At 54.5% G+C, this 23,569-nt stretch carries 18 protein-coding genes, 1 tRNA gene and 3 pseudogenes; 11 read left to right on the forward strand and 11 right to left on the reverse strand.

Annotated features, from left to right (window positions below; genetic code table 11):
- Nucleotides 1-319: 319 nt before the first annotated feature.
- The 4 genes and pseudogenes from JCM25354_RS16385 to JCM25354_RS03610 form a co-directional block, all read right to left on the reverse strand.
- Nucleotides 320-867, reverse strand: a pseudogene (locus JCM25354_RS16385) (6-pyruvoyl trahydropterin synthase family protein).
- Nucleotides 854-1,555 carry a 7-cyano-7-deazaguanine synthase QueC gene (gene queC / locus JCM25354_RS03600; RefSeq protein WP_025884991.1) on the reverse strand — a complete coding sequence of 234 codons (702 nt, stop codon included), beginning with the start codon at nucleotides 1,553-1,555 and terminating at the stop codon, nucleotides 854-856. The pseudogene JCM25354_RS16385 and the gene queC overlap by 14 nt, the downstream one beginning before the upstream one ends.
- Nucleotides 1,555-2,196 (reverse strand): 7-carboxy-7-deazaguanine synthase, encoded by a 642-nt coding sequence (gene queE / locus JCM25354_RS03605; RefSeq protein ID WP_025884992.1) that lies wholly within the window; start codon nucleotides 2,194-2,196, stop codon nucleotides 1,555-1,557. The genes queC and queE overlap by 1 nt, the downstream gene beginning before the upstream one ends.
- Before the next feature lie 86 nt (nucleotides 2,197-2,282).
- The gene (locus JCM25354_RS03610) at nucleotides 2,283-3,215 is read right to left on the reverse strand and encodes an aspartyl protease family protein (protein ID WP_159103436.1); all 933 of its coding nucleotides are present in this window, start codon (nucleotides 3,213-3,215) and stop codon (nucleotides 2,283-2,285) included.
- A 269-nt stretch (nucleotides 3,216-3,484) separates the two neighbouring features.
- Between JCM25354_RS03610 and JCM25354_RS22075 the strand changes: the two genes are divergently transcribed.
- Both JCM25354_RS22075 and JCM25354_RS22080 read left to right on the forward strand, forming a co-directional pair.
- A complete protein-coding gene (locus JCM25354_RS22075) occupies nucleotides 3,485-3,970 on the forward strand; it encodes an MBL fold metallo-hydrolase (protein WP_243443869.1) in 486 nt (161 codons plus the stop codon).
- A 23-nt stretch (nucleotides 3,971-3,993) separates the two neighbouring features.
- Nucleotides 3,994-4,485: an MBL fold metallo-hydrolase gene (locus tag JCM25354_RS22080; RefSeq protein ID WP_243443870.1), complete on the forward strand. Its 492-nt coding sequence runs from the start codon at nucleotides 3,994-3,996 to the stop codon at nucleotides 4,483-4,485.
- A gap of 37 nt (nucleotides 4,486-4,522) precedes the next feature.
- Here JCM25354_RS22080 and JCM25354_RS22915 read toward each other — a convergent pair whose 3' ends face one another.
- Nucleotides 4,523-4,648: a hypothetical protein gene (locus tag JCM25354_RS22915; protein WP_279379537.1), complete on the reverse strand. Its 126-nt coding sequence runs from the start codon at nucleotides 4,646-4,648 to the stop codon at nucleotides 4,523-4,525.
- A 184-nt stretch (nucleotides 4,649-4,832) separates the two neighbouring features.
- Here JCM25354_RS22915 and JCM25354_RS03625 point away from each other — a divergent pair, with 184 nt between their 5' ends.
- Nucleotides 4,833-5,684 (forward strand): ABC transporter permease, encoded by an 852-nt coding sequence (locus JCM25354_RS03625; RefSeq protein ID WP_025884994.1) that lies wholly within the window; start codon nucleotides 4,833-4,835, stop codon nucleotides 5,682-5,684.
- A gap of 2 nt (nucleotides 5,685-5,686) precedes the next feature.
- Nucleotides 5,687-6,450, forward strand: a pseudogene (locus tag JCM25354_RS23695) (ABC transporter ATP-binding protein).
- A gap of 106 nt (nucleotides 6,451-6,556) precedes the next feature.
- Here the strand turns inward: JCM25354_RS23695 and JCM25354_RS03635 are convergent.
- Nucleotides 6,557-6,633 (reverse strand) — tRNA-Asp (locus JCM25354_RS03635).
- Between the two features lie 193 nt (nucleotides 6,634-6,826).
- The gene (gene galE, locus JCM25354_RS03640; RefSeq protein ID WP_025884995.1) at nucleotides 6,827-7,813 is read right to left on the reverse strand and encodes a UDP-glucose 4-epimerase GalE; all 987 of its coding nucleotides are present in this window, start codon (nucleotides 7,811-7,813) and stop codon (nucleotides 6,827-6,829) included.
- 349 nt (nucleotides 7,814-8,162) lie between these two features.
- On the opposite strand from galE, the gene glf reads away from it, so the two are divergent.
- A complete protein-coding gene (gene glf, locus JCM25354_RS03645) occupies nucleotides 8,163-9,305 on the forward strand; it encodes a UDP-galactopyranose mutase (RefSeq protein WP_025884996.1) in 1,143 nt (380 codons plus the stop codon).
- 145 nt (nucleotides 9,306-9,450) lie between these two features.
- Here the strand turns inward: glf and JCM25354_RS22920 are convergent, their stop codons facing one another.
- The 3 genes from JCM25354_RS22920 to tkt form a co-directional block, all read right to left on the reverse strand.
- Entirely contained in the window at nucleotides 9,451-9,621 is a 171-nt protein-coding gene (locus JCM25354_RS22920; RefSeq protein WP_279379540.1) for an SDR family oxidoreductase, read from the reverse strand.
- Entirely contained in the window at nucleotides 9,602-10,216 is a 615-nt protein-coding gene (locus tag JCM25354_RS16400) for an SDR family NAD(P)-dependent oxidoreductase (RefSeq protein ID WP_199899895.1), read from the reverse strand. The genes JCM25354_RS22920 and JCM25354_RS16400 overlap by 20 nt, the downstream gene beginning before the upstream one ends.
- Before the next feature lie 64 nt (nucleotides 10,217-10,280).
- Nucleotides 10,281-12,302 (reverse strand): transketolase, encoded by a 2,022-nt coding sequence (gene tkt, locus JCM25354_RS03655; RefSeq protein WP_025884997.1) that lies wholly within the window; start codon nucleotides 12,300-12,302, stop codon nucleotides 10,281-10,283.
- Nucleotides 12,303-12,833: 531 nt separating this feature from the next.
- Here tkt and JCM25354_RS03660 point away from each other — a divergent pair.
- The 4 genes and pseudogenes from JCM25354_RS03660 to JCM25354_RS03670 all read left to right on the forward strand — a co-directional run bounded on the left by JCM25354_RS03660 (nucleotide 12,834) and on the right by JCM25354_RS03670 (nucleotide 18,580).
- Nucleotides 12,834-14,177, forward strand: a complete 1,344-nt coding sequence (locus tag JCM25354_RS03660; protein WP_084294620.1) for an MFS transporter — start codon at nucleotides 12,834-12,836, stop codon at nucleotides 14,175-14,177.
- Between the two features lie 374 nt (nucleotides 14,178-14,551).
- On the forward strand, nucleotides 14,552-16,450 hold the full coding sequence (locus JCM25354_RS23285) for a TonB-dependent receptor plug domain-containing protein (protein WP_369345721.1): 1,899 nt from the start codon (nucleotides 14,552-14,554) through the stop codon (nucleotides 16,448-16,450).
- A gap of 62 nt (nucleotides 16,451-16,512) precedes the next feature.
- Nucleotides 16,513-17,651 (forward strand): annotated as a pseudogene (locus JCM25354_RS23290) (TonB-dependent receptor domain-containing protein).
- Nucleotides 17,652-17,851: 200 nt separating this feature from the next.
- The gene (locus JCM25354_RS03670; protein WP_025884999.1) at nucleotides 17,852-18,580 is read left to right on the forward strand and encodes a glycosyltransferase family 25 protein; all 729 of its coding nucleotides are present in this window, start codon (nucleotides 17,852-17,854) and stop codon (nucleotides 18,578-18,580) included.
- A gap of 106 nt (nucleotides 18,581-18,686) precedes the next feature.
- Here JCM25354_RS03670 and JCM25354_RS03675 read toward each other — a convergent pair whose 3' ends face one another.
- The gene (locus JCM25354_RS03675; RefSeq protein WP_025885000.1) at nucleotides 18,687-19,535 is read right to left on the reverse strand and encodes a MurR/RpiR family transcriptional regulator; all 849 of its coding nucleotides are present in this window, start codon (nucleotides 19,533-19,535) and stop codon (nucleotides 18,687-18,689) included.
- Nucleotides 19,536-19,736: 201 nt separating this feature from the next.
- Between JCM25354_RS03675 and JCM25354_RS03680 the strand changes: the two genes are divergently transcribed.
- Nucleotides 19,737-21,662: a bifunctional 5-dehydro-2-deoxygluconokinase/5-dehydro-2-deoxyphosphogluconate aldolase gene (locus JCM25354_RS03680; protein ID WP_035446678.1), complete on the forward strand. Its 1,926-nt coding sequence runs from the start codon at nucleotides 19,737-19,739 to the stop codon at nucleotides 21,660-21,662.
- Nucleotides 21,663-21,679: 17 nt separating this feature from the next.
- Nucleotides 21,680-23,536, forward strand: coding sequence for a 3D-(3,5/4)-trihydroxycyclohexane-1,2-dione acylhydrolase (decyclizing) (gene iolD, locus JCM25354_RS03685; protein WP_025885002.1), 1,857 nt, complete (start codon nucleotides 21,680-21,682; stop codon nucleotides 23,534-23,536).
- Nucleotides 23,537-23,569 lie beyond the last annotated feature (33 nt).

A 23,569-nucleotide genomic window follows, 5' to 3' on the forward strand; every position in this document is an offset into this window, starting at 1 on the left:
CCTCGCGTATAATTCGACGTTTCAATGGCAAGGAACGCGACAGTTGCCATGCACCCTTGCTGCATGAAGACCTTTAATGGCGCCATGTTCCTTCACTGTCTTATATTAAAGGAGAAGGGTCATGAGCGAAAACGCGACGCCCCCCCCGGAATAATGGTTTGACACCTGGCAAAGAGATCAAGGCGTCTTCCCAGACACTCCCGGACGTCAAGACAGATGATCATGGAGCCTTTCGTGTTCACGTCCAGCTGCTTGGTCAGGAATGGTCTCAGTCACACTGAGCGTCTTGAATCCTGGTCTCAGTGTTCCGCCCTACGCGTCAGGATGTGCCGGCCAGATCTGAAAGAGACAAATCAGCGCGGTGCCACCAATACTTTTCGGGAGGGCCTGACGTTGATGGAAGATAGGCATCAGGAGAGCCTGTCAGCCTGACCGTATTCGTCGGAGTCTCTTCCAGCGTAAGGCTGGTACAGCAAAGTATGTCCCCGTCTTCATGCAGAAAAGCCTGCAGCTTGGCATAGAGCAGGGCCGCCATCAGCTCGGTAGTAGGATCGCCTGGCGTTACGACAAGTCTGTCAGTCCGGGCCGTTCATTCTCGATGAACCATGCCAGCAGGGGGTCAGAAGAAGAAATTTGAAAGGCGTGATCCAGACGCGTGTCGATAAAATCGTGCCAGCGTGTTTTCGCTTCGGCAAAAGGCACGACCATATTGCATTTGCCATCAAGCCTGGCCGGGGTGCATGCCTGAAGGGTGACTGTGACGAATTCGTTGTGGCCGTGAGGTACGGCACAACGCTCCGAGCTCCCTGCGATCAGACGATGCCCCATGCTGAAACGACGGGTAAAGCTCAGTTCAAGCGCTGACATAGCTTGACCATCCCCTAGCACGCAGTTCGCAGGCAGGACAAGTGCCACACCCATATCCCCAGTCATGGTTATGGCTGCGATCGCCCATGTAGCAGCTATGGCTGTCACGATTGATCGTCGAAACCAGATCTTTGCCCCCCAGTTTCTCGGCAAGCTGCCAGGTTTCTGCCTTGTCGAGCCACATAAGCGGCGTGTGCAGAACGAAGCGTGTTTCCATACCGAGATTGAGTGCAACCTGTAATGCCTTGATCGTATCATCCCGGCAGTCCGGATAACCGGAATAGTCGGTTTCGCAGACGCCTGTGACAATATGCCGTGCGTTGCGTCTTACGGCCAGCGTGGCGGCAAAGCTCAGAAAGAGCAGGTTTCGGCCTGGTACAAAGGTTGAAGGCAGGCCGTTCTCGTTCATTTCGATGGCAGCTTCGCGCGTAAGCGCTGTGTCGGAAATCTGACCCAGAACGGACAGATCAAGCGTATGATCGTCACCCAGCCTCTCACCCCATTCCGGCTTTGCCTGGATCATGGAGTCACGCAGTTGGTCCCGACATTCGAGTTCGATGGCGTGACGCTGCCCGTAGTCAAAGCCAAGTGTCTCGACATGGGTAAAGCGGTCGAGCGCCCAGGCAAGGCAGGTGGCAGAGTCCTGACCACCGGAAAACAGAACGATCGCCTTGTCGTTGGAGAGCATCAGGGAATCCCGATCAGCTTGTGGGTTTGCAGCGACAGGCGCCAGCGCGGATTTTTCAGGCAATAGGCCACAGCTTTTTGCGTATTTGCCACTCGCTCCGGACCGTCCATGGGCTGGAGCCAGAAATGGGTAAAGTCCCAGCTTTCGAACAGTTCCGGCGGCAGGCTTTCCTGTGGGAAGACAAGTTTCAGCTCCTGTCCCGAACATTGCACGAGGGTGCTGGCCGGTTTGGGGCTGATGCAAATCCAGTCTATGCCTTCCGGGGCCCGGATCGTGCCGTTACTTTCGATGGCAATCTCGAACCCGGCCTTGTGCACGGCTGAAACGAGGGCTGCATCGATCTGCAGAAGCGGCTCACCTCCGGTAAAGACAACATAACGCCGTTCAGAATCGGCAGAAGCTGCTTCCCAGCATGTGACAAGAGCCCGGGCAAGGTCCTCTGCATTGGCGAAACGACCGCCGCCTTCGCCGTCTGTGCCGATGAAATCGGTGTCGCAGAACTGGCAGGCGGCCTTGTGACGGTCTTCTTCACGGCCCGACCAGAGATTGCATCCGGCAAAGCGACAGAATACGGAGGCACGCCCGGTATGGGCACCTTCCCCCTGAAGTGTCGCGAAGAGTTCCTTTACGGCGTATGGCATGCACCGCATGTCGCGAGCCGGGCGCCTGATGCAAGTGAAAAATGGTGCTTTCTGCTGTGCAGCACCATTTGGTGTCTGTCTCTGGCCTAGCGGGCAGAAGGTTGATCCGTGTTGCCTGGCGGAATTTCAGAGACATGCTGTACGTACATGACTTGGCCGGTTGTGATCCATACACGGTGCTGGCGGAGAAAATCCGCACCGAACAGGGCATAATCGAGTATATCATTATCGTTGATGAGAATTTCCGGATCGGAGATTGTAAAATCGCCAAGGGTCATGGTCTTGAAATGATGACGATAAACGGTGGTTTTATCATCGCCAATGGCGCTGAAATTGGTGGTAGAGGGATCTTTTTTCAACATTTCATCGGTGACACCAAGTCTGTGGGCAATTCTGACCGGCAGAACAGTGTGTGAGGCTCCTGTATCAAACACGGCGCGTATCGGTGCGCCGCCATCAAGTGTGAAATGAAGGTGAAGTTTCATATCATCGAGGTTACGATCGATCGGTATGATATGCATCGTCCCCTTCCATAGCGGAGCCGGATATGGACATTGCCTCATGTCGAGCAGCTGCATGTTGTGATGGGGCATATCGATCACGAGATCACTGGCCAGCAGGATTTCTGCACCAAGCAGACCGACCAGAGGGGGCAAGGGTGGTCTGGTAGGCTCGAATTGCAGTGACGTCAGGGTGAAAGCATGGTTCGTGTTTGTCGCTCCGCCAAGGCCAATGTCATCTACCTGGACAACGTGCTGGAATTCTGACCCTTTGGCACCGACCGTTCTGACCATGCTGGAAGCGTAGGTGACGTCGAACTTTCTGGCGTACTGCTCGCTCAGGACGCTGTTGAACGCACCAGTATCGACTTCAAAAAGTACCGGCTGTTTATTGATTGTTGCTTTTACAACCGGTGAATGATGCGATGTGTAGAGGGGTAACACCCCTAGGGTACTGATTGTACAGGAACCGTCTTTTTGTGGCGTATCACAACCGCTCAGTGCGGTGATGCACAGCACGAAAAACGGGCTGATAAAGGATATAATTCTTCTGTAAAAAGGAAGATACCTCACCATTGCTCCATATTATTTTTACTTTAAGTGCGAATAATTTTTTGTGATTGTTCTGTATTATTTATGATATCTTGGCAATATGTTCTGTTTTTCCTTCTCATGAGTGTCAATCCGGGTTGCTTCTGTCTGAAGCCTTCTGTTCTTGCCTGAAACGAATGATGCCTATAGCTGGAAAGGGATAACCTCTTTGGCAGAGGGAGCAGGAAAAAAAATATATGCGCAGCATGCTCAGACAAATCGTTCTCTTTTTTAGTCTGGCTATCCTTGTTATGTTTTCTGCCGCAAATGCGTTGGCGAGAGGTTTCGAGATAACGGTCCTTGGTGCGCATGGCGGTCTCGAAGATGGCAATCTGAGTGCCTACCTGCTGCGCGAGCAAGGTGCGGATGTAGGGGTGCTTCTTGATGCCGGCACAGTCATGAACGGAATCATGAAGGCTGATGAAGCACATGATTTCGATCGTATCGCTCTGCCCTATGATCCGGCATCCTCACGTGTCGGAGCGCTGATCCATCATGTCATCCAGAGCTATCTGTTGAGCCATGCCCATCTTGATCATGTCGCGGGGTTGATGGCGATCTCTCCGGACGATCCGGGAAAGCCGATCTACGCGCTCCCCTCGGTGTTGTCTGTCATGCAGGATCATCTGTTCAATCATCGCGTCTGGCCCAATCTGGCCGATCGTGGCGTAAAGCAACATTAGGATTGTTTCACTATCATGAGCTGATGCCAGGGCACAGCGTGACCCTGGCAGGAACGGGGTTAAGTGCGGTGGCCTATCCGTTAAGTCATGGCGGTGTGGAATCGACCGCGTTTCTGGTGCGTTCAGGCTCCGATGCGATGCTTTATCTTGGTGATACGGGGCCGGATACAGTCGAGCATAGTCATGATCTGGAGGCGCTGTGGAAAGAGGTTGCGCCGCTGATCCGGGCCCATGAACTCCATGGGATCATCATCGAATGCTCTTATGATAACAGTAGGTCTGATAAGCAGCTCTATGGCCATATGACCCCTGCCTGGCTGTTGCGTGAGCTGACATCACTCAGAATGACTGCGGGTGTTCCCATGAAGGATTTCCCTGTTCTGGTGTCTCATATCAAGCCATCGCTTACGGCAGGTCTCCCCGCAGAGGCCCGTATCAAGGCGCAACTCGACGCCGGTAATGCTGACGGTTTTCGCTTCATCATCGCCAGGCAGGGAATGAATGTCGTTTTTTGATGATTTTCTTCTCCTTTCTGAGAAAGAAAGCGTGTTTCTAGTCATCGGATGAATCGAATATATCTGACTTGTTGATCCGGCGGACGAGCAGTCCAGCCAGAAGCGGACCGATTGCGTAGCCCACAAAAACGAAGCAGATCATGAAGTAATCGGCACCGGTCATATCCGTTGGAGAACCTCGCGCGTTGAACCAGGATCATAGACGAAGCCATTAAGAGGATCCAACTCCCGGGTGGCAGGTGAAGATGCCCGGTGTACGAAAGGCGATTGTTCAGAAAGCTGGCTCTTGGAGGGATGCGCCTGAAAGGCTAGAGCTTCAGCTCCGGTCAAGCATGAGGCACTAAACTATGGACATGACGCAGCCAAGGGCGGGCGACAGGGAGACGGTACTTGATCTGTTTCCTGCTTCAGGATGGACGCGCTTCAAGGCGGCATTCGAGGATATGCGTCAGGGGTTTCGTCTTCTACCGCTGGCTGTGACCCTTGGCTGGCTCGATATCAAAATGCGGTATCGTGGTTCTATGCTCGGGCCTTTTTGGCTGACGATCACGACCGGGGTCATGGTAGCAGCACTGGGCTTTCTTTATGCCGAGCTCTTCGGGATGGTCCTGAAGGATTATCTTCCGTTTCTGGCAATGTCTCTCGTTCTCTGGGGGTATATTTCTACCCTGCTTGCGGAGAGTACGACCGTCTTTTCGCAATCATCCCGGCTGATCCAGTCGGCGCGTACACCGTTCAGTGTCTTTGCCCTTCAGGCAATTGTAAGAAACCTGCTGGTACTGGCGCATAATGCCGTTGTGGTGCTAGTTGTGTTTCTGATCTTTCATGTTGTTCCCTGCAGGGGCTGGCTTGTTCTGCCCGCGTTGGTTCTGTGGAGTATCGACAGCTTCGCCGTCATGTTGTCTCTTGGGCTTCTCGGCGCGCGCTTCCGTGATATTCCACCGATCGTCATTTCGCTGCTTCAGGTTTTTTTCTTTGTTACGCCGGTGATCTGGAGGCCCGAGCTGGTAGGAACACTGGCAGGCTGGCTGTTGCTTAATCCGTTCTATCCTTTGCTCGCCATCATCCGTGCACCGTTGCTGGGTGAGTCTTTGCCTTTGCTTATCTGGGAGGCGGCTCTTGCTCACAGTGCCGTGTTGGTGGTGGCAGCTATTTTCTTTTTTGCCCGCTTTCGCGCCCGTATTGCTTATTGGGTTTGATCATGACCAGAATTCTTGTTGACCGACTGAGCCTTCAATTCCCGGTCTATCATTCCGAAAACCGGACGCTGAAACGCTCAATGGCTCATGCAGTCGCTAACCGTACCGGCCAGCGTGCCGGCAGCGCTCTGGTGGAAGATGCCCGTCATCGCGTGACAGTCGATGTGTTGAGGGAAATCAGCTTTGTTCTCGGAAAGGGCGAGCGCCTTGGTCTCATCGGTGGCAATGGTGCAGGAAAAACGACATTGCTGCGTGCGCTTGCAGGGATTTACGAGCCCGTCTCGGGGCGTGTGCGGGTATGCGGGTCGATCGGCACTTTGCTCGACACTCAGCTTGGCATGAACATGGAGCTGACGGGTATGGAAAATATTCGTCTGCGTTGTCTGTCTCATGGTTTCGGCAAGGCTCAGACAGGCTGATTGTGCGAGATGTGTCAGAATTTGCCGAGCTTGGTGATTTTCTGGCTTTGCCGGTCAAGACCTATAGCAGTGGTATGCTGGTGCGTCTTGCATTCGGGTTGGCAACGTCCATTACGCCAGACGTGTTGCTTATGGATGAGTGGTTTATGGCCGGTGACATCACATTTCTCGAAAAGGCAAAAAAGCGTATCGAAAATCTGGTGCAGGATGCCGATACACTTGTCATGTCCTCGCATCAGCCTGAAATCATCCGCCGCTGGTGTACGCGTCTGATCTGGCTTGATAAGGGCCGCATTCGCATGGATGGTGAAACCAATGAGGTTCTGGATGCGTATCTGGCTACCTGAATGCATCAGCCGGAAAATACGACATTTCCAGTTCCTCTATTCATCAAGTTGAGGAAGAGACTTTACCCCAAAGAACAGAGCACTTTTTCTGGATTTGCATGAGAAATGGCGCGAGTGACGGGGCTCGAACCCGCGACCTCCGGCGTGACAGGCCGGCGCTCTAACCAACTGAGCTACACCCGCATGAAGCTTTTCAGCTTCAGCACCGGTTTCGGAGGAGGTCGTTGACGTCCTCGTCTTCGGTGAACGGGGAACTACCAGTCCTGATTTCTTTTGGCAACAGGGGAGGGCGGATTTTTTTCATTTTTCTTGTCTTGTTTCTGCCCAGGCAAGGAGGCCGGGCTTTTGAAGAAGAGGCAGCCCCGAATGGCTCGGATCAGATGCCATAACCGGTTGGGTGTTTCTCACGCCAGATCAGGGCTGTTTCCACAATGCGATCCAGAGTGTCGAAATGCGGCGTCCACCCTGTTTCTTTCCTCAAAGTCGAGGAATCAGCTACGAGTGTTGCTGGATCGCCAGCCCGACGCGGTGCAGCCTCCCATGGCACCTTGCGACCACTGATTCGCTCGACACTCTGTATGACTTCCAGAGTGGAGTATCCCTGTCCGTTGCCTATGTTATAGGTTACGGATCGGTCATCGATTTGCCCCAATGCCCGAATATGCGCATCTGCCAGATCGGTGACATGAATATAATCCCGGATGCAGGAGCCATCGCGTGTGGGATAATCCGTGCCGAACACTTTCAGAGCCGGTCGACGACCAAGCATGGCATCGATAGTCAATGGAATGAGGTGCGTCTCAGGGCGATGATCCTCTCCTGCACGTCCACAGGGGTCGGACCCGGCTGCATTGAAATATCGCAGGCAGGCGCTTCTCAGCCCATAGACGGCATCCGCCCAGAACAGAACACGCTCAATCATGAATTTGCTCTCGCCATAAGGCGATTCCGGCTGGATGGGAGCTGTTGCAGGAACGGGATCAGAGCGCTCAGGTCCTCCAAACAGGGCAGCTGTTGATGAAAAGACCAATTTCCGGACTTTGTGCTCAACGCAGCTTTGCACGAGATTGAGAGCGGTCAGATAGTTCTGACGCAGATAGTGAAACGGATCACGCATACTATCTCCTACCAAGGAGAGCGCTGCAAAATGGAGAACGCCATCCCATGGCCCTTGGGCAACAATTGCAGAAGTCGCAGCTGCGTCGAGAAGATCAACCTCATATAGTTTCACACCTGAAGGGACTGCCTGACGATGGCCGGTGCTCAGATTATCCAGAACAACGACGTCATGACCGGCGTCCAGCAAGGCAAGCACTATATGGCTCCCTGCGAATCCGGCTCCACCTGTCACAAGATAACGCATCTTTCCCTGTCTTTATGCTGGTGGTGATCGCTCGTGGCTTGGCTGCTAAGGAGTTCATGCAGGGTATCAGGTTTGTCTGTCGCCCCAATCGCTCTTTGCAGCAAGAATTAATTTCTTGCCCCGGTATGCGAGGGGAAAATATATCTTGCCTTTTCATGAAGGGGACAGGTTTCAGACAAAGGGGGGCTGTCATGATGGTGGGGCGTATAAACTTTTTCATGCCTCATGCTTCACTCTATGGATCAATCGGGCGCCATCCTGTTTAATACGACGCCAGAACGGATAATCAGTGTACTGATCATCAGCGGCCTTCTTTGCTCAATAATCCAGAGATGTTCAGGACCTGAAAATGAGATTTTGCGTTGTCGGTGCCGGGTTCAGTGGCGCAATCATCGCACGCCACCTGTCTGAGAAGGGATACAGGGTTCTTCTGATCGATGAACGGTCGCATCTCGCGGGAAATTGCCATACCGAGCGCGACGCGAAAACGGGTATAATGCTCCATCGTTACGGGCCACATATTTTCCATACGTCCAATCTGAGGGCTTGGAAATATGTCAATCGTTTCGGTGATTTCGAGCCCTATGTTAATCGCGTCAAAGCCGTATCCGGAGGGCGTGTCTACACGCTTCCAATCAATCTGCTGACGATCAATCAGTTTTTCGGCAAGACATTTTCACCGCGGGAAGCCTATGATTTCATCCGTACAAAAGCGGACCAGAAAATCTTTGACCCTGACAATTTCGAAGATCAGGCTCTGTCGATGATCGGACCAGAGCTCTATCATGCTTTTTTTTACGGTTATACACGCAAGCAATGGGGTATGGACCCGCGTGAATTGCCAGCATCCATTCTCAAGAGATTACCCTTGCGGTTCAATTACGATGATAACTATTTCAGTCATACCTATCAGGGTATGCCTAAAGATGGTTATACATCGATAATAGAGCGTATTCTTGAAATACCCAATGTAGAAATTCGAATTGGCACCAGATTTGAAGACGTGGAAGAGAAATTTATTCACGTTTTTTATACTGGACCTCTTGACCGATATTTTGGTTTCAAATTCGGCCGACTGGGATACAGAACGCTGGATTTTGAGCGTATCGAGGGAGAGGGTGATTATCAGGGGGCAGCGGTCATCAATTATTGTGATGAGCAGATCCCTTATACACGTATCTCAGAGCATAAACATTTCGCACCCTGGGAAGCAGATCAGTTTAGTAAAACAGTTTGCTTTAGAGAATATAGTCGCCTGTGCGGCGAAGAGGATATTCCTTATTATCCTATTCGTCTGGCGAAGGAGACTGAACTCTTGGAATGCTATGTTGCGCACGCCCGTAACGTTCGGGGTGTATCGTTTCTCGGCAGGCTTGGTACTTACCGTTATCTGGATATGGATGTCACCATTGCAGAAGCACTGTCTGCCTGCGATCGTATTGATGAAATCTTCTCGGCAGGCGGAACTCTTCCGGCTTTTTTTATCAAATAGCCTGAAGGTCAGAGCGTCGTTTGATGAACGCTGGCAGTAGATTCCTGTCGCCGGGATTTTGGCAAGGAGGCTGTTATATTTCTACACTTACGGGTAGAAAAGCTTGCGCTTCTCTGCCGCAAGCGGGATGGATTTCCGGACGAAATCACCAGCAGCAGAAGCCGCCATCAACGAGCAGATCAACACCCGTGCAGAATGAAGCAGCACGCGATGAAAGAAAAATGGCTGGTCCAACCATTTCGCGTGGAGCAGCAATACGGTTCATGGGGGTGTCGTTCTCGAATACCTTTGTGCGCTCAGCATTCGGGACGTGTATTCATGGGGGTGGCGGTGTAGCCGGGGCTGATTGTGTTGACACGCACGCCGCGGGTTGCCCATTCCATGGCAAGGCTCTTGCTGAGATGAATGACCGCCGCCTTTGAGGCATTGTAATGCGCCTGCATCAGCCCGCGATTGACGATTACGCCAGACATCGAAGCAATATTAACGATTGATCCGCGTCCATTGGCAAGCATCGCCCGGCCTTCAGCCTGCGACGAAAGAAATACACCGGTTGTATTGATATCAATGACGCGCTGCCATTGCTCACGGCCCATCTCTTCTGCGGGGGCTGCATTGGCAATCCCTGCTGCGTTGACGGCAACAGACAGCAGGCCGAGTTCTGTCTGTGTCGCTGCGATAGCGTCTGCAAGGCTCGTTTCATCCGTGGCATCGCCGGTGCAGACAAGAGCGGAACGCTTGAGGTCACGAATGCGGTCAGCAGTTTCGTCCAGTCCCTTGCGTGAGCCGGGCAGGTCGAAACAGGCAACCGAGGCGCCTGCTTCGGCAAGGCCGATGGCGATCTGCTGTCCGATACCGCTGCCCGCGCCGGTTACGAAGGCGATGTCGCCGGAGAGATCAAATAGATCCATGAGAAAATCCAGTATCATTGTGGCGTACCTGGTTCGGGCACGCCACGAAGGATGAAAAAAGGCGTCAGGAGGTCTTGCGGTTCTTGAGACGGGTCAGCACGGCTTCGGCATGGGCCACCACATTCTCGACGGTGAAGCCGAAATGACGGAACAGATCCTGTGCAGGGCCGGATTCACCGAACCCTGTCATTCCGACTACATCGCCATCCAGGCCGACATAACGTGCCCAGTAGAGTGTGCTGGCCGCTTCTATGGCGAGACGTGCCCGCACGGAATCGGGCAGAACACGCTCGCGATAGGCAGCATCCTGAGCGTCAAATGTTTCGGGTGAGGGGAGCGAGACCACACGCACGGCAAGTTTCTTCGCGCGCAGAGCGTCGGCAGCGTCGATTGCAAGTGTCATTTCCGAGCCTGTTGCGATCAGGATCAGATCAGGTGTCCCTTCACATTCTGAAAGCACATAGCCACCGCGCCATGCATCACGCAGCTGGGCGTCAGTGCGATCATGTTGCTTGAGGGGAAGGCGTGACAGAGAGAAGGCCGTTGGCCCATCAAGGCGTTCGAGCGCGCTGACCCAAGCGATTGCCGCCTCGACCTGATCGCAGGGACGCCAGGTGACCATATTGGGTGTCTGACGCAGACTGGCTATCTGTTCGACCGGCTGATGGGTCGGGCCATCTTCGCCAAGACCGATGGAATCGTGTGTATAGACCAGAATCTGACGCTGCTTCATCAGTGCGGCCATACGCACGGCATTGCGTGCATATTCCATGAACATCAGGAACGTGGCGGTATAGGGTATGAGGCCGCCATGTAGCGCAATGCCATTTGCCATGGCGACCATGCCGAATTCGCGCACGCCGTAATCGACGTAATTTCCTGCTGCGTCAAAACAGACGGATGAGGAGCCTGACCAGCGTGTCAGACAGCTTGGCGTGATATCGGCACAGCCGCCGAACATCTCCGGCAGATGCGGCGCGAAGGCCTCGATGGCATTTTGCGAGGCCTTGCGGGACGGAATGTCTCTTGGTGCTTTCTGCAGGCCATTCACGAACTCGCGCGACAGGTTCTGCCAGTTTTCGGGAAAGCCCTTGTTCTGGCGGCGTGTGAATTCCGCAGCGAGCTCGGGATGAGCATCCCTGTAGCGTGCAAACAGGGTATTCCAGGCTGCCTCGGCTTCGCGTCCTGCAGGACGATGATCCCAGTCGCGATAGATCGCTTCCGGAATTTCGAAAGCCGGATGTGCCCAGTTCAGGCGCTCACGGATTTTCGCAATTTCATCGGCAGGCAAGACGCCACCATGGACCTTGTGCGTGCCCGCATAGCCTTCGGAACAGCCCTGACCGATAGTGGTGCGACAGATGATCATGGTCGGGCGTGCCGTCTCGGCGCGGGCCTGGTTGAGGGCTGCCAGAACGGCTACCGGGTCGTGGCCGTCGATCTCACCAATCACCTGCCAGTTATAGGCTTCGAACCGCTTGCGTGTATCGTCCGTATAAACGCCGTCGATGGGCCCGTCATTGGTGACCATGTTGCGGTCGTAGATCGTGATCAGCTTGCCGAGACCGAGCGTGCCCGCGAGAGCGCAGGCTTCGTGTGAAATGCCTTCCATCAGGCACCCTTCGCCGACATAGGCATAGGTATGATGATCAACGATCGGCAGGCCGGGGCGGTTGAATTGCGCCGCCAGGGTCTTCTCGGCAAGGGCCATACCGACGGCATTGGCGATTCCCTGCCCGAGCGGGCCTGTCGTTGTCTCAATTCCCGGTGCATAGCCGAATTCCGGATGGCCCGGGGTTCTGGAATGGAGCTGACGGAATTGCCTGATATCGTCGATCGTGAGCGCGAAACCGGAGAGATGCAGCAGGGCGTAAAGCAGCATCGAGCCGTGCCCGTTGGAGTAGACAAAGCGGTCTCGATTGCACCAGTCCGGATTATCCGGATTGTAGCGCATGATGTCACGCCACAGGACTTCTGAGATATCCGCCATGCCCATCGGTGTGCCCGGATGGCCGGACTGAGCCTTGAAAATGGCATCGATTGCGAGAATGCGTATGGCATTGGCGCGCTGGCTACGTGTGGTCATCGGAAGACCCTTGTTTGGTCCCGGAGTGAACGGGATTGGAGTGTTACAATTTCAGCTGAAATGATATGTATTAAACTCTATTCATGAGCAGGATGTGACAAAGAGAAACCTGTCATTCTTGCAGAAATTAGGAATGAAAAGTTCTTTGTCGTCATCATGGCTATCTATCGAATATGACGATCGTTCAAAGGTGAAAAATCATATAAGTGTGAGTAAATATGCCGGAACATAAGCCTGTAAACAGATTTGTATCTTTTTGCGTCTATTAATCGGAAAATGAAAACTGCTACTAAACGAAAATATTGACCCATGTCGCACAAACGGAATTTCGGTATATACATTTTATAATCGAAATAACTTCTTCTGATATGATCTCAATCAAATCGTAGAAAATATCCCATAAAAACACATTGTATGATATATATAACTCTTTTTTGTGATTTGCCGGACTTACCCAACCCGCGCAAAGGAGGACAGGCCAGACACACAGCAGGCAGTCAGATGCCTGTCATGAGACTCAGGAGAAACAGAATGGCAGGCGGAACATTCGTTGGAGGGGCGCGGTCTGCAACCGGCACTCTGCAAGATGTCGAACCGAAAACGGTTTTTGAACGGTTCGTGTCATGGGCCGGTATTCCCCCGGTCATGATCTGGGGATTTGTCGGCACGCTGATCTTCATGATCGGTGACGGTGTGGAAAGTGGTTACCTTTCACCTTATCTCGTCTCCCTGGGGTTTCATGAGCACGATGTTGCTGGTCTTTTCACCATTTATGGCCTGACCGCAGCCATTTCTGCCTGGGCATCCGGTGCACTTTCCGAGATGTGGGGCAGCCGTACGGTCATGTTGATCGGGCTGAGTATCTGGATTGCTTTTCAGATCGGCTTTCTTGGTTTTGCCCTTCCGTCAAAATCCTGGACACTGATTACCCTGTTTTACGGGTTGCGTGGCTTTGGCTATCCGCTTTTTGCTTTTGGCTTTCTTGTCTGGGTCGTGAGTACAGCCCCGGTACAGAAACTTGGTTCGGCAGTTGGCTGGTTCTGGTTCTGCTTCACAGCAGGTCTGCCAACGATGGGCACGACTATCGCCGGTATTCTTCTTCCCATCATTGGTGGCTATGCGACGCTTTGGGTGGCACTCAGCTTTGTGGTTTTTGGTGGTTGCCTTGCTCTGCTCGGAATGAAGCGCGTGCCTCGTGTCCAGGTTGGCAACCAGGGCGCGATGAAAACCCTGTTCATGTCGCTCGCTATTGGCTGGCAGCGCCCGAAAGTCGGTATCGGTTGTATCGTTCGTGCAATCAATACCTCTGCTGAATTCGGCTTTCTGGTGTTCATGCCGCTTTATTTCACGCATACGCTGCATTTCAGCATGGGGCAGTGGCTGGCTGTTCTTCAGGCTATTTTCATCAGCAATATCTTTTTCAACCTTTTTCTCGGTATTATCAGCGACCGGTTGAGCTGGCGTTACACCACCATGATCATGGGCGGTATCGGTTCGACTCTCAGCACCATGGCTCTGTATTTTGCACCGACCCTTCTTGGACCGGATCATCTTTTCATTGTCATGATCGCCGGTGCTTTCTATGGCATGACGCTGGCTGGTTATGTGCCTCTTTCCGCTCTGATGCCCTATCTCGCTCCTGAGAACAAAGCAGCTGCCATGTCGTTGCTGAATCTGGGAGCTGGTGCGAGCGTCTGGATTGGTCCGGCTATCGTCTATATCTTCGAACCTTCCTTCGGCGTACTGGGTGTGATGATCGTCTACTCGATTATCTACTTCATCAGTGCAATTCTTACTTTCTTCCTGAAGCTTGATCCGGAAGTGGAAGCCCATCTTCATGCGACACGGGCTTCAGCAAAGGGGCAGTTGCACTAGATCTTTCGCTGGAAGCAGGGAAGAGCTGAAAAGCGGGGCGTCAGGCCCCGCTTTTTTTGATTGGGGCATGACTGAATTCATTAACGCCTACCTCTCCCCTAAATTACAGATCTGAATAGTAATTTCTGATCCGAAACGGTATATGACGGCGCGTAATATATGCCGATATCTTCAGAAAATACGATAAAGCATTGATAAGAAGCTGTTTTTTCGTAGGAAATGATAGGCGGGCAGTGTGGCATTGTTGCACTATCGTAGTCAAAATATGTAATAATTATGTAACCTGACTTGTGGGAATTAACGGATCGCCGTTACGAAATAGGAATGTTGTGACGATCTTTGTCGCAAAACAACCAATCTTGACGGAACATCCCATGACGCCGCTCAATCGAGAGACGAAAGAAGCTGCAGGATATTGCAGCATGGTTGCCCCGTCACACCGACGGAAACGAGGACTTGCTGCCGGATTGATGGGAGCGACGGCATGTGTCGCCCTGTTGCATTTCGCAGGTGAGGCACAGGCACAAACTGTTTCAGCGCCTGAAACATCCACGATTCCTGCCAATGCGGCCAAGAGCCCGGCGAAGTCCAAGCTCACAGTGCCCGCGACCAGCAGTGCCACGCGCGCGAAGGCGGTGTCGGCTCGGGTCTCCAATGCTGCTGCACCTTCAGCAGGTGCTGAAACGATCATGGTGACGGGTTCGCTGTTCCGCGATCCCAACACGACCAGCGCCTCGCCCATCACGCATATCACCATGAAGGATATGCAGCAGCGCGGCATCAAGACTGTCACCGATGCGCTGCAGCTTCTGTCTTCCAATGGTGCGGGCAATCTGACCAATGCCTGGTCGGCAGGGGGTGGTTTTGCTGCTGGTGCTTCCGCACCATCGCTCCGCGGTCTCAGCACGGATTCGACGCTCGTCCTGATGGATGGTCAGCGTCTGTCCTATTACCCGCTGGCCGATGACGGCGAACGTAACTTCGTCGATACCAACTGGATGCCGCAATCCATCATGCAGGGCGTCGATGTGCTGCTGGATGGCGGTTCGGCCACCTATGGTGCCGATGCCGTTGCTGGCGTGGTCAATATGATGACCCGCAAAGAAATCAAGGGTTTCGAAGGCAATGCCGAGGGCGGTCTGACCCAGCGCGGTGATGCAGGCCATCAGCGTCTCTACGCCACCTGGGGTCATGGTGATCTGCATAAGGACGGCTACAACTTTTACATCAACTCGGAATATCAGCAGGACGACCCGCTCTATTATCGTCAGCTGAACGCGCCCTATAATAACGGCGACCTTACCGGCATTGGTGGCAGCAACGGCAATGGCAATATCGTTTCTGGAGGCGCAATCACCAATTTCTCGCCTTCCACAACGGCTATTGTTCGCCCGGTGACGGGCACGGGCACAAATGCAGGTCCCTGGCAGCTTCTGAACCAGCAGGCGGGATGCCGCACCGGCACCGACGGTCTGGTAACCGGCACTGTTTCCGGCACGACAGGTACGAGCCAGGCCTGCTCGTGGAATACACAGAAATATGCCCAGCTGGCGCCCGACCTGCGTCGCGTCAGCGCGACGGCGCATTTCACGGCCAATGTCACAGAACGTTCGCAGCTGACGGCCATGTTCACCTGGTCGCAGGCGCGTTCGATCAGCACCGGTACACCGGCTTCCACCTATGGTGGTTCGTCCTACAGTCAGGCCAAGCTGGCCACGGCGCAGAACACCTATCTGCCGGTTTATCTGGCTGACGGCTCGCTCAACCCGAACAACCCGTATGCAGCGCTTGGCGAGCAGGCCCAGGTCAATTACCGTTTTGGCGATCTGCTGCCCACCACGACCGAGACCAGCCAGAATTTCCGTGGCTCGGTGCGTTATAACGGCTGGCATCCCTCGCGCTGGGGTTCTGACTGGAGTTACGACGTCAATTTCGTCGGGATGAACACGCTTCTGAACCAGACCATCACAGGTGTGCCCACGATTGCCGGTATCCAGAATGCGATTACGAGCGGGAGCTACAATTTTGTCGATCCGTCGCTCAATTCGCAGTCTGTGCTCAATTCGATTGCACCGCGTAATGTAATCAATGCGCGCACCCAGGAATATTCGGGCGAAGCGACTCTCAGCAAGGGCCTGTTCCGTCTGCCGGGTGGCATGGCCAAGCTCGCAATCGGCGGCAATATCCGTTACGAGGCATTGAATGACCCCAATGCCAACCCGCTCGACACGCTGAATCCGGCCAATCAGTATACCGGCATCATCAACCGGTGAACGCTCAGGGCAGTCGATGGGTCGAGTCAGGTTTCTTCCAGGCAGATGCACCAATCGTGAAGATGCTGGATGCCGAAGCGTCGGGCCGTTACGATCATTATTCCGAAGGCTTCAGCCATTTCTCGCCGAAATTCGGTCTGCAGTTCAAGCCGACTGAAAAGCTGACCCTGCGTGGCACGTTCCAGAAGGCTTCCGCGTTCCGAGCTTTGCTGAAACGGGCGGGTCCAATGTAGGTTACACCGCTTACGCACCGACCAACGCCACTTTCATCAGCCAGCATCTGAATGCCAATGGCACGCCCAATAATTATGCCCAGAATTACAATATCGGTTCCAATACAGCCGGTAATCCAAACTTGCGTCCTGAAACATCGACCAATTTCTCAGGCGGTCCGATGTTCCGTCCAACGCGCTGGCTGACGTTAAGTGCCGATTACTATTATATCCGCAAGAACCACTACATCGCGCCGAATCCTGTCGGGACGATCAATGTAGCCAATGCCTATCTTGCTGGCGAGGCGCTCCCCACGGGTGTGACAGTTACGCCGGATGTTGCCGATCCGCAGAACCCCAGTGGCCAGCTTCGCCCAGGCATCATCAATCTGGGCTATGTCAACACGAACAAGCTTGTGACTGATGGTTTCGATCTGACCTTTGAAGCCAATACGCAGCTTCCCGGCGTGTTGCGTGAAGTTCACTGGTACAGCAAGGGTACGGCGACCTTCGTCCGTCGCATGAACCTGACCAATCCGGATGGATCGGTTTATCGCTACGCAGGAACGCTTGGTCCGTACGGTGCTGTTTCTGGTTCGGGTACTCCGCGCTGGCGTGCCAACTGGTCCAACACGCTGTCATGGCGCAAGCTGGCTGTCACGCCGACGGTTTATTACACCAGCGGCTATCGCACGACGGCAGAAGACCAGACGGGTTCGAACACGGCAGGCAATTGCGCCGATGCGCTTACCTCGAGCAGCTTCGTTCCGAGCGGGCAGTGCAAGGTCAAGGCTTTCTGGGATGTCGATCTGACGGTGAACTACCAGTTCAATCGCCGCTGGAGTGCCTATGCCAACGTCTATAACCTGCTTGGCTTCAAGTCGCCTTACGACTTTGGAACCTATGGTGGTTACCTTTACAACTCGTCCTGGTCGCAGAACGGTGTCGTCCTTCGTTCCTTCCAGTTCGGTGTGAAGGTGGTTCTCTAGGCTTTTCATGCCGATGTAAAAGGCAGATCCCTCCGGGCATTGTCACCCGGAGGGTACAAGGCGGGAAAGCGATCCAGCAGCAGTAAGAATGTAGCCATTCCTGAGTGGAAGGTGTTGATCACCAACACGGTTTGTATTTGAGGCGCTGCCCGATAGAATAGCTCTGCAAGACAGTATCAATGCTGGAATAAGGGTTGTTCATGCGTCGTGTTGTTATCAATCGTTCCGTTGATACTGACCGTCTCGATCGTTTCAGACGCGCCAATCATCACGTTGGAATGATCGAACGAAGTGAGGCGGTGGAGGGATCGCAGATCTCTCTTGCCGAGCTGGCAGCACGTGGCGTGGCCGATCCCGGCTTGTGCTATACGCAAGGTGCGCTGGGTGCTGCCCTGTCTCATCTGGGCCTGTGGAGTCAGGCTGCACAGCAGAACATTCCCCTGACTATTTTCGAAGACGACGCCCTTCTATGTCGCAATTTCACTATGGAAAGTGACCGGTTGATCGCCGGTCTGCCTGATGGCTGGGACGTCGCATTGCTGGGGTATAATTTCAACGCGCCGATAACCATTGACGCTTTACCTGGTGTGACACGGGGAACTGTCGAGCTCGATGAGAAACAGATGCAGAAAAATGCGTCGTCATTTGCCTCTCAGGATGTCAACGCATCATTTTTTCGGTTGCTTCAGGCGTTTGGCCTTTGCGCCTATGCCGTCTCACCCAAGGGCGCGCGTGCGCTTCTGGAATGCTGTCTTCCCCTGCGTGCGCAGGAATATCAGCAACTCGGTCTGAACAGGATGGTCCGTAACGTCGGAATCGATGTTGTAACATCCTATTATTATGCACGACTTGAAGCCTATGGTGCTTTCCCACCTCTGGCGATTTCTCCAAACGACAAGACCATTTCGACAATCAAGAGGACGGGCTGAGTACACGGGGCGCAGCGTTGCTGGATCCTCTGTCAGAAAATATATTCCGCCAGGCAAACAGGATTGTTTTCTGTGAGGCAAGATGGCGGTAAAATATGGCTATTCCTCAACCCCGGCGTTCTGCGACCGCTGCCGCCAGAGTTGAGACAAGGACCATTGAGGCGGCGTTCGAGCGAAAACCCTGAAAATCCGCCTCATGCACTTCAAGCCAGTGCCCCGACTGCGGAATTACGGGGCTGGCAGCACTGTCGGTCATGGAAATGACAGGAACCTGACGTGCTTCCAGAGCCTTGAATAATTCGATCGTGCGTGGTGCGTAGACCTTGTAGCTCAGGACCAGCGCCGCATCTCCCGGCCCCGCATGAGCGAAGCTTTCTTCTTCCATTCCCGTCTCAAGGCCGATGATCTGATGACGGATATCGAGCTTGGCCAGGAGATAGGACAGATAGCGGATAACCGGCATCGACCGTCTCAACCCGAGAAGATACAGGCACTCAGCCTGTGAGAGCGTCGTGACTGCGGCTTCGAGCCGGTCTGGCAGGAGCTGGTTCTGAAGGGCACGTAATGAGTCCTGCGCCGCTTCATAAAACCCGTTGAAGATGACAGAGGCCTCGACAGCCTTGCCATCGACACGGTGCAAGGCATTGACCCGATCACGGTAGGCTACATTGCGTACGCGCAGCCGGTCCCGAAAGACAGCCTGCATATCCGAAAATCCGGAGAACCCGAGAGTACGGGCAAAACGCACAACGGTTGAGGGTTGTACACCAGCCTGACTGGCCAGGGAGCTGACAGTGCCAAGGGCGACCTCGTCAGGAGCGTTGCTGACGAAATCAGCCAGTTGCACCAGTCTTTTGGGCAATTCCTCATAGCACAGGCGCAGCGTTGATGAAAAGCCTCGAAATCGGATTGGGAGAGTGAGGGATCTTCGAAAAACTCGGTCAAGGCAGCACAATCCGGATCAGGGAATAAAAATTCCATAGCATTTCATGGTCGGAACGCGAAGCGTCGAAAGCCACGATCCGGGCGACGGGAGGAGTTAATCACATACGCGTGCGGAGTTAAAGAAAATTAGGGAATGTACGTTCTATGACGTGACCAAGAACGGAATGTATGTTCTTATCATGTGCAACGTAACATGCTGCAGGAGTCGGGGATGAGCGGACAGGATCTCGATATCGTCGCAATAGGGCGTTCTTCAGTTGATCTTTACGGCCAGCAGATTGGTGGCCGGCTGGAAGATATGGCCAGCTTCAGCAAGGCGGTGGGTGGATGTCCCGCCAATATTGCTATCGGTACGTCGCGGCTGGGCCTGAAATCGGCGATCATCACGCGCGTCGGTCAGGAGCATTTCGGGCGTTTCATTACCGAACAGCTGCAACGTGAAGGAGTCTGCACGGATGGTGTGCGGATAGACCCTGATCGCTTCACGGCGCTGGCCATTCTCGGGGTGCGTGACCGCGAGAACTTCCCGCTTCTGTTTTATCGTACTGATTGCGCTGATGCGGCGCTTGATGAAGGTGATATTGATCCGGCGCTTATTGCCCGCACTAAAGCTGTTGTCGTGACCGGCACGCATTTCTCGCGTCCGGCCTCGGCCAAGGCCCAGCGCAAGGCGATGGATCTGGTACACCAGCATGGCGGCAAGGTCGTATTTGATGTCGATTATCGTCCCAATCTCTGGGGGCTGGCCGGGATTGGCGACGGGGAGTCGCGCTATGTCAAATCCGATAACGTCACGGCGCATCTCAAGGAAATCCTGCCGCATTGCGATCTGATCGTCGGGACGGAAGAGGAGCTGCACATCGCGGGTGGCAGCGAGGATACGCTCGAAGCCATTCGCGCCATCAGAGCTGTCTCGAAGGGGACAATTGTCTGCAAGCGCGGGCCGATGGGCTGCGTCGTGTTCGAGGGGGCCATTCCTCCGTCGCTTGAAGACGGTATTTCGGGGCCCGGTTTTCCTGTTGAGGTGTATAATACGCTTGGCGCCGGTGATGCCTTCATGTCGGGCTTCCTGCGCGGATGGGTAAGGGGCGAGAAAATCGCCGAATGCTGCCGCTTCGCCAATGCCTGTGGTGCCTTTGCGGTCTCTCGCCTGCTTTGCTCGTCCGAAATTCCGACATGGGAGGAGCTCAGCTATTTCCTCAAGAATGGCAGCAGCCAGCGCGCGCTGCGCCGCGACGATGCCATCAATCATCTGCACTGGGTCACGACACGGCGTCAGCAGACCACCCCGATCATGGCGCTTGCCTGCGATCATCGCCTGCAACTGGAAGAAATTGCGACAGCAGTCGGTGCTTCCTTCGACCGCCTGCCGAAATTCAAGAGACTGGCTGTCCAGGCGGCAAAGCAGGTGGCACAGGGGCGTCCGGGATTTGGCGTTTTCATGGATGGTCGCTACGGGCAGGATGCCCTGTTCGATGCTTCCCATGCCGGGCTCTGGACGGCACGTCCCATCGAAAAAACGGGCTCTCGCCCGCTGGACTTCGAATGTGGTGGCTCGCTCGGTGCCCATCTGGTGGAATGGCCGAGTGCGCAGATCATCAAATGCCTGTGTTTCTACCATCCTGATGACAGCGAGGAGCTGAAGCAGCGCCAGGAGCGCGAACTGATCCGCGCCCAGGATGCGTGCCGCAAGCTGGGCAAGGAGATCCTGATCGAGATCATCGCGGGCAAGAATGGTACGCTCACCAGTGATACCGTCTCATCCATCCTGTCGCGTCTTTATGACGTCGGACTGCGCCCGGACTGGTGGAAGCTCGAAGGGCAGCGTGACCCGGAGGCATGGCAAAAAATCGGTGCCGTGATCGAGACGCGTGATCCGCATTGCCGTGGCGTGGTCATTCTTGGCCTCGATGCCCCGGCAGAAGAGCTTATGGAAGCGTTCAAGGCCTCGGCCGCAACGCCCTGGGTCAAGGGTTTCGCGATAGGGCGTACTATTTTTGCCCAGCCAGCCCGTGACTGGCTGGCGAACAAGACCACCGATGAGCAGGCCGTTGCTGAAATGGCGCGTCGTTTCAGCGCCTTTGTCGAGGCCTGGACATCGCGCGATCAGGCAGCGTTGTCTGGCGCAAGTGCCTGAAGTCAGGGAGCAGGGGAATGAAGACAATCCGTTTGACCATGAGCCAGGCCCTTGTGCGGGCCATGATGGCGCAGAAGACCGAAATCGACGGACGCATCGAGCCGTTCTTTGCCGGTGTCTGGGCTATTTTCGGCCATGGGAATGTAGCCGGCATTGGTGAGGCACTGCACGAGCATCGTGACACGTTGCCGACCCTGCGCGGTCACAACGAGCAGGGCATGGTTCATGCCGCTACCGCTTTTGCGAAAGCTTCCCGTCGTCGCAAGGCGATGGCCTGTACCAGCTCCATCGGGCCGGGCGCTCTCAACATGGTTACAGGGGCCGCGGTTGCCCATGTAAACCGTCTGCCGGTTCTGCTTCTGCCTGGTGATGTATTTGCCAACCGCATTCCTGATCCGGTCCTGCAACAGGTAGAGGACTTCGGTGACGGTACGGTAAGTGCGAGCGATGCGTTTCGTTCTGTCTCGCGTTATTTCGACCGGATTACCCGTCCTGAGCAGATTATTCCCGCGTTCACTCGTGCGATGGCTGTTCTGACCGATCCTGCGGAATGTGGTCCGGTAACGCTTTCTCTGTGTCAGGACGTTCAGGCGGAAGCCTTCGATTATCCGGAGAGCTTCTTTGCCGAGCGTATTCATCGCATTCGGCGCCCGCATGCTGATGAGGTCGAGCTTGAGGAGGCAATTGCGCTGATCAGCAAATCGCGCAAGCCTCTGGTAATTGCTGGCGGCGGAGTCCTTTATGCCGGTATCGAAAAACAGCTTTCTGCCTTCTGTGCCGAAAAAGGGATTCCGGTAGGCGAGACACAGGCAGGGCGTTCCTCCCTGCCAACATCAAACAGCCTGAACATGGGTGGTATTGGTGTCAGTGGCAGTTCTGCTGCCAATGCCATGGCGTCAGAAACCGATCTCGTGATCGCGGTTGGCACACGCCTGGCCGATTTCACCACGGGATCATGGGGACTGTTCTCCAATCCTGACATGAAAATCGTGTCGCTCAATATCCAGCCTTTTGATGCTGCCAAACATCAGGCTCTGGCGGTTGTGGGCGATGCCGGCAAGTCGCTCAAGGCTCTTGAAGCCGGTCTGAAGAGCTGGAAGGCTGCCCCTGAATGGACGGGCAAGGCCGAGCGCGAATACCGGAACTGGATGGAGATTTCAGCACGTTATCAGGCTCTGCCCGATGCCAGCCAGAAAACCCTGCCGACTGATGCGCAGGTGATCGGTGCCGTGCAGCGCACCGGGCGCCCGACCGATACGGTGGTCTGCGCTGCGGGTGGTCTGCCTGCTGAACTGCAGAAACACTGGCAGGCCGAACAGCCCGGTGGATACCATATGGAATATGGTTTTTCCTGCATGGGATATGAGCTGGCCGGAGCGCTTGGCGTCAAGATGGCATGCCCGGATCGCGAGGTGATCGTGATGCTGGGCGACGGTTCTTGGCTGATGCTGAATACAGAGATCGCGACGTCGGTTCTGCTCGATCAGAAGCTCATTGTCGTCCTGCTCGACAACCATGGCTATGGCTGCATCAATCGTTTGCAGCAGGAATGCGGCGGTGCGCCGTTCAATAATCTCTGGGAAGATTGCCGTCAGGTCAGGCCGTTCAAGATCGATTTCGTACAGCTGGCCCATGGTCTTGGTGCCCATGCCGAAAAGGTATCCGGTCTCCCTGCACTGACGGAAGCGGTTGAGCGGGCACGTTCGGCCGACCGGACCACGGTTCTGGTGATCGATACCGATCCGGCACCAACGACAACCGATGGCGGAGCTTGGTGGGACGTGGCCGTACCGGAAGTGTCGACGAGACCTCAGGTGGAAAAGGCGCGTGAGGGCTACGAACGCAAGCGCGGAACACAGCGCATCGGTAACTGAGACAGAGCAATTTCTCCCCGTCCATATGAAGCA

This window comes from Asaia prunellae JCM 25354, from assembly GCF_000613885.1.
Taxonomy (GTDB): Bacteria; Pseudomonadota; Alphaproteobacteria; order Acetobacterales; family Acetobacteraceae; genus Asaia; species Asaia prunellae.

Bases quoted from the DNA above. Each gene is read 5' to 3' on its own strand.
- queE (WP_025884992.1), bottom strand. From the start codon at position 2,196: ATGCCATACGCCGTAAAGGAACTCTTCGCGACACTTCAGGGGGAAGGT.
- JCM25354_RS03680 (WP_035446678.1), top strand. From the start codon at position 19,737: ATGAGCGGACAGGATCTCGATATCGTCGCAATAGGGCGTTCTTCAGTT.
- queC (WP_025884991.1), bottom strand. From the start codon at position 1,555: ATGCTCTCCAACGACAAGGCGATCGTTCTGTTTTCCGGTGGTCAGGAC.
- glf (WP_025884996.1), top strand. From the start codon at position 8,163: ATGAGATTTTGCGTTGTCGGTGCCGGGTTCAGTGGCGCAATCATCGCA.
- JCM25354_RS23285 (WP_369345721.1), top strand. From the start codon at position 14,552: ATGACGCCGCTCAATCGAGAGACGAAAGAAGCTGCAGGATATTGCAGC.
- galE (WP_025884995.1), bottom strand. From the start codon at position 7,813: ATGCGTTATCTTGTGACAGGTGGAGCCGGATTCGCAGGGAGCCATATA.
- JCM25354_RS03670 (WP_025884999.1), top strand. From the start codon at position 17,852: ATGCGTCGTGTTGTTATCAATCGTTCCGTTGATACTGACCGTCTCGAT.
- JCM25354_RS03660 (WP_084294620.1), top strand. From the start codon at position 12,834: ATGGCAGGCGGAACATTCGTTGGAGGGGCGCGGTCTGCAACCGGCACT.
- JCM25354_RS16400 (WP_199899895.1), bottom strand. From the start codon at position 10,216: ATGGATCTATTTGATCTCTCCGGCGACATCGCCTTCGTAACCGGCGCG.
- JCM25354_RS22080 (WP_243443870.1), top strand. From the start codon at position 3,994: ATGCCAGGGCACAGCGTGACCCTGGCAGGAACGGGGTTAAGTGCGGTG.
- iolD (WP_025885002.1), top strand. From the start codon at position 21,680: ATGAAGACAATCCGTTTGACCATGAGCCAGGCCCTTGTGCGGGCCATG.
- JCM25354_RS03625 (WP_025884994.1), top strand. From the start codon at position 4,833: ATGGACATGACGCAGCCAAGGGCGGGCGACAGGGAGACGGTACTTGAT.
- JCM25354_RS22075 (WP_243443869.1), top strand. From the start codon at position 3,485: ATGCGCAGCATGCTCAGACAAATCGTTCTCTTTTTTAGTCTGGCTATC.
- tkt (WP_025884997.1), bottom strand. From the start codon at position 12,302: ATGACCACACGTAGCCAGCGCGCCAATGCCATACGCATTCTCGCAATC.
- JCM25354_RS22915 (WP_279379537.1), bottom strand. From the start codon at position 4,648: ATGACCGGTGCCGATTACTTCATGATCTGCTTCGTTTTTGTGGGCTAC.